Raw genomic sequence first — 13,252 nt, forward strand, 5'->3', positions numbered from 1 at the left:
CTACGGCCTCAATTCAATGACCGTCTTGCCGATCCTCACGGGGACGCCAAGTTCAACCGGCAACGCGCGGGTGAGCTGTTGATCGGCCAGGTAGGTGCCATTAGTGGAGCCCAGGTCCTCGATGAACCAGCGGCTGCCCTGCGGGAAGAGGCGGGCGTGACGCCCCGAGGCATAATCGTCCTCGAGGACCAACGTGGCTTCCTGCGCACGGCCGAGCAGGATGGGGCTCGCTGCCAAGGGGACCGTAGTGCCCTTGAGGGGGCCTTCCGTGACCACCAAAGTGCGTGCGTGCTGGATTGGCGGCGGCGGTGACGCAGCCAGTTCCGGGTGCTTGCGGACTTCCCGGGCTGTGGGAACGCCCGTCACGGCTTTGCGGCCGATCTGAAAGTCGCGGCGCATGGTGGACACGATGCTGAAGATCAGGATCCAGAGCAGCAGGAGGAACCCAAAGCGAAGCGCTGTAATGGTCAGTTCGCTGATGTCGTTCACGCGTGGCCACCCGGGGCTTGGGGGAGGAGGCGGAAAATGATCTTGGTACGTCCCATCGTGATGGTTGAGCCGTCAGTTAGCTCTACGCTTCCGTTTACCTTGTGTCCGTTGACGTAGCTGCCATTGGTGGAACCCATATCGACGGCCCACGTGCTGCCATTCTCGGTGCGGATCTCAAGATGCTTCCGCGAAACGCCGGTGTCATCTACAAGAATGTCGGCTTCCGATGAACGGCCAAGCACTACTGACCGGGCATTGAGGGAATATCGCTGTCCACCGATGTCGAGGACGGGCTGGAGGCGGGTGGGCTGCCGGGCGGGAGCAGCGGGAACGTGGCTGCGAGGGGCCTGGGCAGCCGGCGCTGCATCATTTGATTGCTTCTCGGTCCGGGAGGTGATTTCAAAATGGCCGGCGCGTTCCTCGTCGTTTCGACGGAACGAAATCCGGACAGATCCCTGAAGCGTGTAGCCCTGGCTGCGGACGTGCTGGATCACAACATCGCACAGTTCCTCGGCCAGGGGAGTTCCCCACTCCTGCGCCCTTGCGAAATCCTCATCGCTCAGGAGGACATCGAAAACATTGGGAGCCAGGGTGCGGCCGGCGGCGATGGTGATGGACTGGTTGTCCAGTTCGCGCCTTAGCTTGCTCGCGATCTCCACCGGTTCAACACGTGCCCGCGACCCCGTGGAGAAGACGTTTCGGACGGCTTTTTCAATGCCGCGCTCGACTTTGTCCAGCAAACCCATGGTCGTTCTCCTTTCCTTGCCGCGGCACCTGTTGTGCCTGTCCGATAGTCCGAGTGCGCACACAGCGAAGTGCGCGCCTGACGGCCCTTCCACTCCCCGATACTACTGGGACTGACTGGGAATGGCCTTAATCCACAACGCCCTACGACCCGGAAAAGTTCTCTCCGGGCCCTTGCTGGCGCGGCTGCCGGGGCGAGAAATTTCCATGGAATTCAGCCGTTGTTGAGGGAATTTTGCCGGGTGAGAGTGGTGTGCGGGACCCTCTTGGCACCCCGATTGGTGTTTTCCAGCGAATGTCCGTTATGCTTGATCTCGCTGCTTTTGAAGGAAACAAAGCTGGGAAGCCTGCTGAAGTCCGGAAAAAGAAGTTGCGCGCGAGTGGCGGAACGGCAGACGCGCTGGCTTCAGGTGCCAGTATCCGAAAGGGTGTGGGGGTTCAAATCCCCCCTCGCGCACGCAAAGGAAAGAGCCCCGGTCTTAGGATCGGGGCTCTTTTGTTTTGTCCTCTCACCTTTTACGCTCACAAGGTCGTTGGCGACCCGCTCATCCGTTGCTGGGCAACAACGGATATGCGGGCCAGCCACGGGGATGCAGCGCAGGGATTTCGAACAAGGGCCGGATTTGACCGTCCCAGGTGGGCCAAGGGTGCGGGGTGAGCCCCGCGGAACCGTTAGCTGCGTGCGGATCCGGTGAACCGGCGTCGTGAGTTATTCAGGTGCACGCGCATTGCTGCCGCTGCTGCCACCGGATCTCCCTCAGAGATTGCTGTGTATATAGAGGTGTGCTCGTGGACCACCTCCGCGAACCGCTCCGGGGAGTCCTGGTCCTCGGTGGTGACCAGGCGCGGGCGGGGCATCGTGATCATGGTTTGTCCCAATGCTGAGATGCAGTCCGTATAAAAGGGGTTGCCGGTGGCAGCCGCAATGGCCCTGTGGAATTCGAAGTCGGCCTTCATGGAGTGGGCCGGGTGGCCTGCGCTGGCGATGAATTGCTCCAAGGCGCCGTGCGCGGCCTTGAGCTGGCGTTCGGTGTGGTTGCGTGCGGCCAGGGAAGCGGCTTCTGTTTCCACCCCAACGCGGAAGTCCAGCATTTGCAAGCGGTCCTCCATGCTGGAGACCGGGCGGGTTCCGGGCGCCTGCGACGGACCCTCGGCGGGCGGAGTCAGCGCAAAGCTGCCCCGCCCACGTTCGGTTTCAACAAGTCCCTCGGCCTGCAGCCGGGTCAGGGCCGAACGGACGACGGTCCGGCTCACCCCGAATTCGCTGATGAGGGTGTTTTCGCTGGGCAGCTTCTCACCTGGCTGGATGGCGCCGTCGACGATGCGGTTGCGAAGGTCGGCGGCGAGGTCCGCGGTCAGGTTTCGGCTCATGGGTTCAAGATTACGCGCCGAATTCCACGGATTCGGTGGTCCAGGCGCGGGCCTGTCCGCTGAGGGTTACGCCCAGTCCGGGGCGGTCCGGGACGATCATGCGGCCGTTCTTGGTTTCGAGGCGCTCCTCGAACAGCGGGTCCAGCCAGTCGAAGTGTTCCACCCAGGGCTCGCGGGGATACGCCGCGGCCAAGTGGAGGTGGATTTCCATGGCAAAGTGGGGCGCGAGGCCCAGGCCTCTCTCATCCGCCAGGGCCGCGAGTCGGAGGAACTGGGTGATGCCTCCCACCCTGGGCGCGTCCGGCTGGATGATGTCGCAGCTGTTCGCGTTGATAAGGCCCTTGTGTTCGGCCACGGAGGCCAGCATTTCGCCCGTGGCGATGGGCGTGTCCAACACCTGGGCCAAGTGCGCGTGGCCTTCGAAGTCGTAGGCGTCCAGGGGTTCTTCAATCCAGACCAGGTTGAATTCCTCCAACTGGCGGCCCATGCGCAGGGCGGTGGCCCTGTCCCACTGCTGGTTGGCATCCACCATGAGTGGCACGTCCCAGCCGATGTGTTCGCGGATTCCAGCGACGCGGCGCAGGTCTTCCTTGGAATCGGGCAGGCCCACCTTGATCTTGATGCCGCCGATGCCTTCGTCGATGGATTGCGTGGCGCGTTCCTTGACCTCGTCCAGGGTGGCATTGAGGAAGCCGCCGGAGGTGTTGTATGTCTGGACGGAGTCCCGGTATGACCCCAGCAGCTTGGCCAAAGGGAGTCCGGCACGCTTGGCTTTGAGGTCGTAGAGCGCGATGTCAATGGCGGCGAGGGCCTGGGTTGCCACCCCCGAGCGTCCCACCGAGGCGCCGGCCCAAAGGAGCTTGGTGTAGATCTTGCCGATGTCGTTGGGGTCCTCGCCGATGATTCCTTCTGCCACTTCCTTGGCGTGGGCATACTGCGCAGGGCCGCCCGCACGCTTGGAGTAGCTGAAGCCCAGGCCGGTGTGTCCCTGTTCCGTGGTGATCTCGGCGAAAAGGAACACCACTTCGGTCATCGGTTTCTGGCGGCCTGTGAAGACCTTGGCGTCGCTGATCGGCACGGAAAGGGGAAGCGTAGCGGTGGACAGCTTGATGTGGCGGATCAGATCTACGGTGCTCATGGTTCTCCTAAGTGGTTTTACTTAGAATACAAGTTGGCTACTTGTTCTACAAGCTTTCCTGCCGATCAAAGCCCACTGCGCCTTCACCGGGCAGGCGAAGCCCGAAGACCTAGGGGGCCGCGGGCGACGCCGGAACGTCAGTCGTCATCGCCGGCGTGGGAGACCGGCGGCCACCTTGCTGCGCCGCAGTCCCCGCAACCACAACCAGGGCGACCCCAACAAGCTGCAAGACAGTGGGTGCCTGAGCCAGAACGAGCACGCCGATCAGCACGCCAAACGCCGGTTCAATGGACAGCAGCGTGCCAAAAGCAGTGTGCGTCATGCGCCGGAGGGCAAGCATCTCCAGCCCGAAAGCAATCACCGGAGTTATCAGCGCAATCCCGGCTGCAACAGGCAGCACCCACCACTCAAGGGATCCTCCGAGGACCTGCGGCAAGCCAATGGGCAGCGTGGCCAGGGCGGCGACCGGAATGGTGAGCGAGAGTCCGCTGATGCCACCGAAACGATCGCCAACATGTTGGGTGAGTACGTTGTACAGCCCCCAGCATGTCCCGGCCGCAAGGGCGAATCCCACGCCGGCCATGTCGATGGTGCCGTGCCACGGCTCCGTCAGCAGCACCACACCCATGAAGGCGAGGAGTGGCCAGATAAGCGCCTTCCGGCGCTTGCTCATGAGGCCGGCCACGGTGAGGGGACCCAGGAATTCGATGGCGACCGCGGTTCCCAGTGGGATGCGCTCGACGGCGGCAAGGAAGAATGTGGTCATGAAGCCCGTGACCACTCCGAGTGCGATCAATGCGGGCAGGTCGCGGCGTCGCAGTGACCGGATGGCCGGACGGCTCACCAGCCACAAAAACACGACGCCAAAGCACATGCGCAACCAGGCCGTGCCTGCGGGTCCCACCTGGTGAATGACTGCAACAGACAGGGCATTCGAGAGCTGTACCGCCATCATCGCGGCAACGGCCATTGACCATGGAGGAAGGCCGCCGATGGTTCCGGACAAACGGTCACGCATTCGGGGTCTCCGTCCGATGTGCTGCGCCGACCCCTGGTTCCAGGACGGTCAGGGTGAACCGAGTGCGCTGCCGGGAGTCATTGGAGTACGCATGGCCGACGTCGCCAAAGAAGGTTAAGGCGTCGCCGATGCTGAGTACGTGGATTTCCTCCGAGACGCTCACCGTCAGCGAGCCTTCCAGAACCTGCAGCAACTCGCGGGTACCTGCGGAGTGCGCTTCGCTTTCGTGCCGTTCGCCGGGCGCCAGTGTCCAGTCCCAAAGCTCGACGACGTCGGGAGACTCGGTGCCCGCGACCAGGACGCCCCGGCCCCCGGACGGCCCTGTCCACAGAACGGCGCCCTCACCGGACCGGGTGATCTTCGCCGACCGGGATGCTGGAGGCTCAACCAGGGCGGGCAGCCCGACACCCAAGGCATCGCTGAGTCGCAGCAGGGTTCCGATGCTCGGATTAACCGCACCCTGCTCGACATTGACCACCATGCGGCGGCTGACCCCCGCAATTTCGGCCAGCTGGTCGAGGGTCCAGTCCCGGCCCTTGCGTTCCTGTTTTACGCGCTCGCCGATTGCCCGCGCTAAAGTTTCTGCATTGTCTTCCACAAAGTGCAGCATAGTGCACTATCTTGGCAATGAGTATTCCGTGGTGGATCTGAAGGGGCGGCCCCTTCGGTAAACGTCAGGCGCGCAACGCCCCGAAGCCGCTGATCAGCGCCTCGAGTCCCAGGCTGAACGCAACATCCGTCGGCCGCGGGTGATTCTCCAGTGCCAGTCGGTCCACGGCTGCGGTGAAGTTGGGGACCTGGCTGGCGAGGCTGCCGGCGTCGAAAATGTCGTCCGGGGCGGTGACGTCGTACGCGGCGCCGAACACAAAGGCTTCAAGCGCTACGATCGCGGAAATGATGCGGTCCTCGGGGAACCCGGCTTCGCGGAAGCCCGCAGTGACGGACTCGTACATGGCGAGTGTCTTGGGGGCGTTCGCAACGGGCAGCACCGCGATGATCGGAATCAGGGGAGTGTGCTCAGAGAAGACATCGCGGTAGGACCAGGCCCAGCGACGAACGGCGGATTCCCATGGTTCGCTGCCGAATGCCGAGACGTCCACCATCGCGGCCAGGTGGTCCATAAGCAGGATGAGCACGTCGTCCTTCGATGAGACGTGGTTGTACAGCGCGGACGGTGCGACACCCAATGAGCGGGCCAACGCGGCCATGGTGAGTCCGTTGTAACCCTTGGTGCCGATCAACTCCAGGGCCGCCGTCGTGATGCCGCCTTGGTCCAGGACCGCGGCCGTAGGCCTGCCGGCGCGGCGGCGTACAGGGCGCGCCGGAGTGGCGGACGTTGCGGGAGTCGGTGCGGGCATCGGGAGCCTTTCTGCTGCCTGTGTCCCCAGCATTATTCCACCGGGTCTTCACAGCCGGGGTCAGGGCGGCTACTATTGGATATAAATGAATGGCATTCATTTATTGGTCAGCCGCCAACGGACGGCCACGGAGAGGACATCATGCAGAATCTTGATCGCGACGTTGTAATCGTCGGTGCCGGACCGTCAGGGTTGACGGCGGCACGCGAATTGAAGAAGGCCGGACTCAGCGTCGCAGTGCTCGAAGCACGCGACCGCGTGGGCGGCCGCACCTGGACCGACACCATCGACGGCGCCATGCTGGAGATCGGCGGTCAGTGGGTTTCACCGGACCAGACGGCCCTCATGGCCCTGCTGGATGAGCTTGGACTGGAGATGTACTCGCGCTACCGCGACGGCGAGTCCGTCTACATCGGCGCCGACGGCAAGCGCACCCGGTACACCGGCGACTCCTTCCCGGTCAACGACACCACCAAGGTCGAAATGGACAAGCTGGTGGCCATCCTTGACGAACTGGCGGCCGAAATCGGCCCCACCGAGCCCTGGGCCCACCCCAAGGCCCGCGAGCTGGACACCATCTCCTTCCACCACTGGCTCCGCCAGAACTCCAGTGACGAGGAAGCCTGCAACAACATCGGCCTCTTCATCGCCGGTGGCATGCTCACCAAGCCCGCCCACGCCTTCTCGGCACTTCAGGCAGTCCTGATGGCTGCTTCCGCGGGCAGCTTCAGCCACCTGACGGACGAGGACTTCATCCTGGACAAGCGCGTGGTAGGTGGCATGCAGCAGGTCTCGTTGCTGCAGGCAGCAGAACTGGGTTCCGACGTCATCCTCAACAGCCCTGTGCGCACCATCAACTGGGAAGACAACAAGGTCACCGTGGTGTCCGAGCAGGCCACTGTCAACGCGCGCTACGTGATCATGGCTGTTCCGCCGAACCTCTACTCGCGTGTCTCCTTCAACCCGCCGCTGCCGCGCCGCCAGCACCAGATGCACCAGCACCAGTCGCTGGGCCTGGTCATCAAGGTGCACGCCGTCTACGAGACCCCCTTCTGGCGTGAAGACGGACTCTCCGGCACCGGCTTCAGCGCCGGCGCACTGGTCCAGGAGGTCTACGACAACACCAACCACGGCGACACCCGCGGCACCCTGGTGGGCTTCGTCTCCGACGAAAAGGCCGACGCCGTGTTCGAGCTGAGCGCCGAGGACCGCAAGAAGGCCATCCTCGAATCCATCGCCGGATTCCTGGGCGACAAGGCCCTCACGCCCGAGGTCTACTACGAGTCCGACTGGGGCTCCGAGGAATGGACCCGCGGTGCCTACGCCTCCAGCTACGACCTGGGCGGCCTGCACCGCTACGGCAAGGACCAGCACGCCAACGTCGGCCCGATCTACTGGTCCTCCTCGGACCTGGCAGCCGAGGGCTACCAGCACGTTGACGGCGCAGTCCGGATGGGCCAGGCGACCGCCGCGCGCATCGTCGAAGCCAACAAGCTGGCGTCGGTCAGCGTCTAACCACCCTGTGGTAATCACACCGGCAGGCCGGGGGAGCAGCATTTCCCGGCCTGCCGGCAGCACCGTTTAAGAGCAGATCCAAGGAGAGCCATGCGCTACGTAGTGGGGTACACCGCCAACGCGAGGGGGCACGACGCCGTCCACCTCGCCGTGGCGCTTGCCCGGAACCACGATGTGAGCCTTGACCTGGTCCTGGTGATCCCCGAGGACTCTCCCTTCAACGCCGTCTACCCGCCGGAGACCGGCTACGACGACATCCTCAACGAGCAAGCGCAGCGTTGGCTGGACGAAGGCCTGGCCCTGGTCCCCGCGGACATTACCGCGCGGGGCCACATCCGCCGCGGCGATTCCGAAGCCCGGACGTTGATTGATGCCTCCGTGGAGATGGATGCTGCGGCGCTGGTGATCGGAGCCACCAACAGTGGCCTGCTCAAGCGCTTCACGATTGGTTCGGTGGCTGGTGCGTTGCTCCACTCGGCGCCGTTGCCGGTTGCCCTGGCGCCGCACGGATACCGTCGCACGGAACCGATCACCCGGATGAGCTGCGGTTTCGGCACGCGACCCGGGGCCGATGAGCTCCTGGACCTCGCTGTGGAGTCTGCGCGTGATCGCGGCCTTCCGCTGCGGCTCGTCTCCCTGTTGGCGCTCGACGGCGGCGACTCGCCTGAGTTGCTCGACGCGGCCTGGATGCATGCCGCCCAGCGGATTGCCGCCGTCGAAAGTTCATCCGCGGATGAGCTGCTGCCTGAACCCGAGATCGTGGTGGCCAAGGGCCGAACCATCGAGGAAGCTGTGGACCGGCTTGACTGGGAAGACGGCGAAATCCTGTTGATCGGCTCCAGCCGCCTCGCCCAGCACCGGGCTACTTTCCTTGGCACCACCGCAAACCGGATCCTGCGTGCCCTACCCGTTCCCATGATTGTGGTCCCCCGCGACTACACGCGACAAAGCTCATAGCAATCGCCTGAGAGGCAATACCCATGTCAACTGCACCAAAGACGGTCCAGTCGAAAGAATCTTCCCTGAGTGAAAAGGGACTGAAAGCCGGATCGGTGGGCCTGATCGGCGCCGTCGTGATCGGTGTTTCCTGCATCGCGCCCGCCTATACCCTCACCGCAGCGTTGGGCCCCACGGTCTCGGAAGTGGGCGTGCATCTTCCCGCCATCTTCCTGGTGGGCTTCATCCCCATGCTGCTGGTGGCGCTCGGCTACCGCGAACTGAACAACGCAATGCCCGACGCCGGTACCTCCTTCACGTGGGCGACGCGCGCCTTCGGTCCGTGGATCGGCTGGATGGGTGGTTGGGGGCTGATCGCAGCGACCATCATCGTGTTGTCCAACCTTGCGGCCGTTGCGGTGGACTTCTTCTACCTGATGCTCGGCCAGCTTTTCAGTAATCCGGAACTGGCCGGCCTCAGCAAGATCCTGCCCCTGAATATCGCCACCACGTTGGTGTTCATCGCCATTGCGTGTTGGATTTCCTATCGTGGAATGGAGACCACCAAGGGCGTCCAGTACGTATTGGTGGCCTTCCAGCTGCTGGTCCTGGGCTGGTTCGCAGTATCGGCGTTCGTGCACGTTGCCAACGGAACCGCGTTTGATGCCACAGCCATTTCGCCCGACTGGTTCAACCCTTTTGCGGTGGACTCGTTCTCGCAGTTCGCAGCAGGCGTTTCGCTCTCGATCTTCATTTACTGGGGCTGGGACGTCACCCTGACCATGAATGAGGAAACCAAGAATCCGGAGAAGACCCCGGGCCGTGCCGCGACCATCACTGTGCTGGTCATCGTGATCATCTACATGACCGTTGCGCTGGCCACCCTGTCCTTCGCGGGCGTCGGTGACACCGGGCTGGGTGCCGGGAACCCGGAAAACCAGTCCAGCATTTTCGCCGTCCTGGCGGGCCCGGTGATGGGTCCGTTCGCGATCCTCATGTCGTTGGCCATCCTGAGCAGCTCGGCGGCATCCTTGCAGTCCACGTTTGTGTCCCCGGCCCGGACCATGCTGGCCATGGGCCACTACCGTGCCATTTCGCCGCGGTTCGGGAGCATCAGCCCCACGTACAAGTCCCCCAGCTTCGCCACGATTGCTGCTGCAATCGCCGCAGCGGCGTTCTACGTGATCACCCGGACGGTGTCGGAAAACGCCCTTTGGGACACCATTACCGCGCTGGGCATGATGATCTGCTTCTACTACGGCATCACGGCCCTGGCCTGCGTCTGGTTCTTCCGGGCCGTGGCTTTCAGCAGCGTGCGCGCCTTCTTCTTCAAGCTCCTGGCGCCTCTGGTGGGCGGGGTGATTCTGCTGGTGATGTTCGTAAAGACCGCCATGGACTCGATGGATCCGGAATATGGTTCCGGATCATCGGTTGGCGGGGTGGGCCTGGTGTTCATCCTGGGCATGGGCGTGATCCTGCTGGGCGTGGCGATCATGTTGGTGATGTACCGGCTGCGGCCCGAGTTCTTCAAGGGCAAGGTGCTGACCCGAGCGTAAACCTGGGGCGCGCCCGCCTTTACGTGCGCGTTGTGGGGCCCGCTCTGCGCGCTAAATCCACGCTTCGGGGCGCAGAGTGGGCCTCACAACGTAGGTTCTGGGACTCCCGCAGCGCGCTCGGCCGCCTTCAGGGCTTCGGCCAGGCGTTCGACGGCGGATCTGTAGTCCGTGCCGGCGGTCACCTTGCAGTATTCCGCCTCGCGCATGGCCCGGGCGAGCATCGCCGTTTCGGTGATCCTGACGTCCGACATGGCCGGAAAGTCGATGGTCCGGCCGGGGTCAAGCTCGTAGCTCTGCCACTGCTGGAGGAGGTTCTGGTGGCGGGCGGTGTCCTGGACAAAACCAGCACGACGCCGGGGTTCGGCTGCGTGGATCCGCTCCACTTTGCGGATACTCGCCAGGGTTCCGCCAACGGTAGCCACTCCCACCAAGACCATGATGAGGCCGGCGGGGGACCACTGGACTGCCGGGACCAGGATGGCGGGAAGGATCACCACCGACCCTCCGAAAACGTCCCAGAAGATCCCGTCCGGCTCCGGGTCGCGACCATGCATTAGTTTGCTGTGCAGGGCGTACGTGGTTGCTGCGGTTGCAAGAACCAGGGCTGCACCCCACAGGAGCATCATGGCGGGCATCGGACCACCTCCAGGCGACATCACATGGCTTTGATTTCAGTATGCGCCAGTGCCTGCGTGGGCGCGAGGGGCCAGGTTGTCTGACCCGGCGCGTAGCCTAGGCGCATGAGACTGAAAATGTGCAGCATCCATGTCAAGGACCCCGCAGCAGCCCACGCGTTCTACACGGAGACCCTGGGCTTTGAGACGCTCATGGCCATGCCGGAGTACAACCTGTTCATCATCAAGGATCCCGGGGCGGACAACAACAGCTCGCCCGGGTTGTTGCTGGAGCCGAGTGACAACCCCATTGGTGCCAACTACATGAACGCCGTCTATCAGGCAGGGATGCCCGCAGTGGTTTTGGGCGTGCCCGATGTGCGGGCCGAGTACCAGCGGTTGCTCGCCGCTGGGGTCACCTTCAAGAGTGAGCCCGCTGAGGACCCCTCCGGCGTCAGCGCAGTATTTGACGACGGCTGCGGCAACTTCGTCCAGCTTCATCAGGATTAGAACAGCTAAAAAGCAGTGGCCTTAAAAAGCAGTGGCCGGGACCCAGGTCCCGGCCACTGAAATGCTAAACGTTACGCGTGGTCCCGCTTGGAGGCTTTGGGGGCGTCGCGCTTGGCGGCGGCGTTCTCCCTGGCTTCCTTGGTGGCTGCTTTCTTGTGGGCTTCGTCCTTGACGCGCTGGGCTTCGCTGCGGACCGCGGCGTGCGTGGCCCGTTCGGTGACCAGCCACTGCGGGGGAGACTGCAGCAGCTCGCTGATTTCCGCCGTCGTGAGCGCTTCTTCCACGCCGCCGCGGGCGAGGCCACTGATGGAGATGTTCAGCTTCTGCGCTACAACCGGCCGCGGGTGGGGGCCGTTGCGGCGCAGTTCGGCGAGCCACTCCGGCGGGTTGGCCTGAAGTTCGGCGAATTCGTCGCGGGAGATCGATGAATCCTGGAACTCCTGCGGTGTCGCCGGCAGGTAGATGCCGAGTTTCTTGGCAACTGTTGCCGGCTTCATGGACTGGGAGTCTTTGGGGGTCATGCTTCAAGGGTATCTGGCCGGTACTGTGAGTGTGTGCCAGCCACTGAAGAAACCGCAGAATCCGCCGAACCCCAACCGGGCCTCCGGTTCGCCTATGTTGCAGGGGTGACACCTGGGAAATGGATCCGCCGGTGGGAAGAGCGGATGCCGGAATACCCGTTGCACGCGTTCATGTCCGACGACGCCGCCCAGCTTTCGGTGCTGCGTGATGGTTCAGCGGACCTTAGTTTTGTTCGGTTGCCCGTGGATCGTGAAGGCCTCAACGTTATCCCCCTGTATGAAGAGCAGCCGGTGGTGGTGGCTCCCAAGGGACATGAGATCTCCGTGTTCGAGGAAGTCGCCCTGGACGACCTTGCCGAGGAAAACTTCCTGGACATCGACGAAATGGGCGGCCCTGACATGGCGCTGCAGGTTGTCGCATCGGGCGCGGGATTGGCGATCCTGCCCATGTCGGTTGCCCGGCATCTGAACGTCAAGGACACCGTTATGCGCCGCTTGACCGGTGCGCCCGGCACGCAGATTGGATTGGCCTGGCTGGTGGGTACGGATAACCCCGTCATCGAGGAATTTATCGGGATCGTGCGTGGCCGTACGGCGCAAAGCTCCAGGCAACCGTCTGCCCAGCAGGAGAAGCCCAAGAAGGCTCCCAAGCCGGATCGCCGCGGCGGTGGTCCCAAGAAGCCAGCCGTCGCACAGCGCTACGCCCCGAACCCGGACAAGGGCCGCGGCAAGGGATCGCGCAAGAAGGGCAAGCGCTGACTAGTCCCCGTGGATTGCGGTCTGCTGCTGCTCGGAACGGTTGAGGTAAGCCAGGAGCAGGTCCCCGGCCTCTTCCAAGTGGCCGGCTTCCAGCGCTGCGCAGATCTGCTCGTTTTCGGCCAGCCAGTCGCTGTAGAAGTGGGCGTTCATGGTGGCTTTGTGAAAGTAGAGCCGCATTTCCGCCAGGATCTGGGCCATGATCGTGTCCAGCCTGTTGCTTTCGGCGAGGGCAACGATTGCTCCATGGAAATGCTGGTTGGCGCTGCCGAGTCCTTCATTGTCGTCGGCTGCTGCTGCGCGCTTACCCTCCTCGACGGCGGCCCTGACGGCAGCAATGCGCTCCGGTGAGCCACCTGCGCGAATGGAGCTGACTTCGATGGCACGGCGGACGGTGTAGACGTCGTGGATATCGCCGGCCTCAAGGGTTGCGACATAGACGCCTTTGTTGGGCTGGCGGAGGAGGAGCCGCTCACCGGCCAGTTCGGCGAAAGCTTCACGGACCGTATTCCGGGAGACGCCCAGATCCTCGGCGATGGTGGCTTCGGTGAGCTTGGAGCCGGGAACAAGGAAGCCTTCTGCCAGTTGATACCGCAGTTCTTCGGCCACGCGCTCAGCCACGGACGGAACCCTGAGCCGCATTCTGGCGCGTGCACCGTCAAAGCCAGCGTGTTCGCTTGATTCCTGATCTGCACCGGCCATGACACTAAAATTACACGATCGCCG

The 13,252-nt window shown here is 63.5% G+C and carries 15 protein-coding genes and 1 tRNA gene; 6 read left to right on the top strand and 10 right to left on the bottom strand.

What is annotated here, in order from left to right; all coding sequences use genetic code 11:
* Nucleotides 1-480, bottom strand: a complete 480-nt coding sequence (locus QRM57_RS14925; RefSeq protein WP_235518677.1) for an FHA domain-containing protein FhaB/FipA — start codon at nt 478-480, stop codon at nt 1-3.
* Between the two features lie 5 nt (nt 481-485).
* Entirely contained in the window at nt 486-1,235 is a 750-nt protein-coding gene (locus QRM57_RS14930) for an FHA domain-containing protein (RefSeq protein ID WP_257369991.1), read from the bottom strand.
* A 372-nt stretch (nt 1,236-1,607) separates the two neighbouring features.
* Between QRM57_RS14930 and QRM57_RS14935 the strand changes: the two genes are divergently transcribed.
* Nucleotides 1,608-1,690: transfer RNA gene (locus tag QRM57_RS14935), tRNA-Leu, on the top strand.
* A 215-nt stretch (nt 1,691-1,905) separates the two neighbouring features.
* Here the strand turns inward: QRM57_RS14935 and QRM57_RS14940 are convergent.
* From QRM57_RS14940 to QRM57_RS14960, 5 genes are all read right to left on the bottom strand, one after another.
* Nucleotides 1,906-2,604: a FadR/GntR family transcriptional regulator gene (locus QRM57_RS14940; protein ID WP_284987154.1), complete on the bottom strand. Its 699-nt coding sequence runs from the start codon at nt 2,602-2,604 to the stop codon at nt 1,906-1,908.
* 10 nt (nt 2,605-2,614) lie between these two features.
* Nucleotides 2,615-3,742, bottom strand: a complete 1,128-nt coding sequence (locus tag QRM57_RS14945) for an L-talarate/galactarate dehydratase (RefSeq protein ID WP_284987155.1) — start codon at nt 3,740-3,742, stop codon at nt 2,615-2,617.
* Between the two features lie 109 nt (nt 3,743-3,851).
* Nucleotides 3,852-4,760: an EamA family transporter gene (locus tag QRM57_RS14950; RefSeq protein ID WP_284987156.1), complete on the bottom strand. Its 909-nt coding sequence runs from the start codon at nt 4,758-4,760 to the stop codon at nt 3,852-3,854.
* A complete protein-coding gene (locus tag QRM57_RS14955; RefSeq protein ID WP_284987157.1) occupies nt 4,753-5,358 on the bottom strand; it encodes a helix-turn-helix domain-containing protein in 606 nt (201 codons plus the stop codon). The genes QRM57_RS14950 and QRM57_RS14955 overlap by 8 nt, the downstream gene beginning before the upstream one ends.
* 76 nt (nt 5,359-5,434) lie before the next feature.
* Complete coding sequence (locus tag QRM57_RS14960; protein ID WP_257369996.1) at nt 5,435-6,151, bottom strand: TetR/AcrR family transcriptional regulator; 717 nt, start codon at nt 6,149-6,151, stop codon at nt 5,435-5,437.
* Nucleotides 6,152-6,259: 108 nt separating this feature from the next.
* On the opposite strand from QRM57_RS14960, the gene QRM57_RS14965 reads away from it, so the two are divergent.
* From QRM57_RS14965 to QRM57_RS14975, 3 genes are all read left to right on the top strand, one after another.
* Nucleotides 6,260-7,633, top strand: a complete 1,374-nt coding sequence (locus QRM57_RS14965; protein WP_284987158.1) for a flavin monoamine oxidase family protein — start codon at nt 6,260-6,262, stop codon at nt 7,631-7,633.
* A 90-nt stretch (nt 7,634-7,723) separates the two neighbouring features.
* Entirely contained in the window at nt 7,724-8,590 is an 867-nt protein-coding gene (locus QRM57_RS14970) for a universal stress protein (protein ID WP_257369998.1), read from the top strand.
* 23 nt (nt 8,591-8,613) lie between these two features.
* Complete coding sequence (locus QRM57_RS14975) at nt 8,614-10,125, top strand: APC family permease (RefSeq protein WP_284987159.1); 1,512 nt, start codon at nt 8,614-8,616, stop codon at nt 10,123-10,125.
* An 83-nt stretch (nt 10,126-10,208) separates the two neighbouring features.
* Here QRM57_RS14975 and QRM57_RS14980 read toward each other — a convergent pair whose 3' ends face one another.
* A complete protein-coding gene (locus QRM57_RS14980) occupies nt 10,209-10,760 on the bottom strand; it encodes a hypothetical protein (RefSeq protein ID WP_284987160.1) in 552 nt (183 codons plus the stop codon).
* Between the two features lie 105 nt (nt 10,761-10,865).
* Here QRM57_RS14980 and QRM57_RS14985 point away from each other — a divergent pair, with 105 nt between their 5' ends.
* Nucleotides 10,866-11,249 carry a VOC family protein gene (locus QRM57_RS14985; protein ID WP_284987161.1) on the top strand — a complete coding sequence of 128 codons (384 nt, stop codon included), beginning with the start codon at nt 10,866-10,868 and terminating at the stop codon, nt 11,247-11,249.
* A gap of 71 nt (nt 11,250-11,320) precedes the next feature.
* Here the strand turns inward: QRM57_RS14985 and QRM57_RS14990 are convergent, their stop codons facing one another.
* On the bottom strand, nt 11,321-11,770 hold the full coding sequence (locus tag QRM57_RS14990) for a DUF5997 family protein (protein ID WP_211710371.1): 450 nt from the start codon (nt 11,768-11,770) through the stop codon (nt 11,321-11,323).
* Between the two features lie 33 nt (nt 11,771-11,803).
* Between QRM57_RS14990 and QRM57_RS14995 the strand changes: the two genes are divergently transcribed.
* Nucleotides 11,804-12,529 carry a LysR family substrate-binding domain-containing protein gene (locus tag QRM57_RS14995; RefSeq protein ID WP_284987162.1) on the top strand — a complete coding sequence of 242 codons (726 nt, stop codon included), beginning with the start codon at nt 11,804-11,806 and terminating at the stop codon, nt 12,527-12,529.
* Here the strand turns inward: QRM57_RS14995 and QRM57_RS15000 are convergent, their stop codons facing one another.
* Complete coding sequence (locus tag QRM57_RS15000; protein WP_284987163.1) at nt 12,530-13,228, bottom strand: GntR family transcriptional regulator; 699 nt, start codon at nt 13,226-13,228, stop codon at nt 12,530-12,532.
* Nucleotides 13,229-13,252: the final 24 nt, after the last annotated feature.

Origin of the sequence: Arthrobacter sp. fls2-241-R2A-172 (assembly GCF_030208885.1) — a bacterium.
In the GTDB taxonomy this organism is placed as follows: domain Bacteria; phylum Actinomycetota; class Actinomycetes; order Actinomycetales; family Micrococcaceae; genus Arthrobacter.

Coding starts and splice junctions, on each gene's coding strand:
- QRM57_RS14930 (WP_257369991.1), bottom strand. CDS start 1,235: ATGGGTTTGCTGGACAAAGTCGAGCGCGGCATTGAAAAAGCCGTCCGA.
- QRM57_RS14940 (WP_284987154.1), bottom strand. CDS start 2,604: ATGAGCCGAAACCTGACCGCGGACCTCGCCGCCGACCTTCGCAACCGC.
- QRM57_RS14945 (WP_284987155.1), bottom strand. CDS start 3,742: ATGAGCACCGTAGATCTGATCCGCCACATCAAGCTGTCCACCGCTACG.
- QRM57_RS14950 (WP_284987156.1), bottom strand. CDS start 4,760: ATGCGTGACCGTTTGTCCGGAACCATCGGCGGCCTTCCTCCATGGTCA.
- QRM57_RS14960 (WP_257369996.1), bottom strand. CDS start 6,151: ATGCTGGGGACACAGGCAGCAGAAAGGCTCCCGATGCCCGCACCGACT.
- QRM57_RS14965 (WP_284987158.1), top strand. CDS start 6,260: ATGCAGAATCTTGATCGCGACGTTGTAATCGTCGGTGCCGGACCGTCA.
- QRM57_RS14970 (WP_257369998.1), top strand. CDS start 7,724: ATGCGCTACGTAGTGGGGTACACCGCCAACGCGAGGGGGCACGACGCC.
- QRM57_RS14975 (WP_284987159.1), top strand. CDS start 8,614: ATGTCAACTGCACCAAAGACGGTCCAGTCGAAAGAATCTTCCCTGAGT.
- QRM57_RS14980 (WP_284987160.1), bottom strand. CDS start 10,760: ATGCCCGCCATGATGCTCCTGTGGGGTGCAGCCCTGGTTCTTGCAACC.
- QRM57_RS14985 (WP_284987161.1), top strand. CDS start 10,866: ATGAGACTGAAAATGTGCAGCATCCATGTCAAGGACCCCGCAGCAGCC.
- QRM57_RS14990 (WP_211710371.1), bottom strand. CDS start 11,770: ATGACCCCCAAAGACTCCCAGTCCATGAAGCCGGCAACAGTTGCCAAG.
- QRM57_RS15000 (WP_284987163.1), bottom strand. CDS start 13,228: ATGGCCGGTGCAGATCAGGAATCAAGCGAACACGCTGGCTTTGACGGT.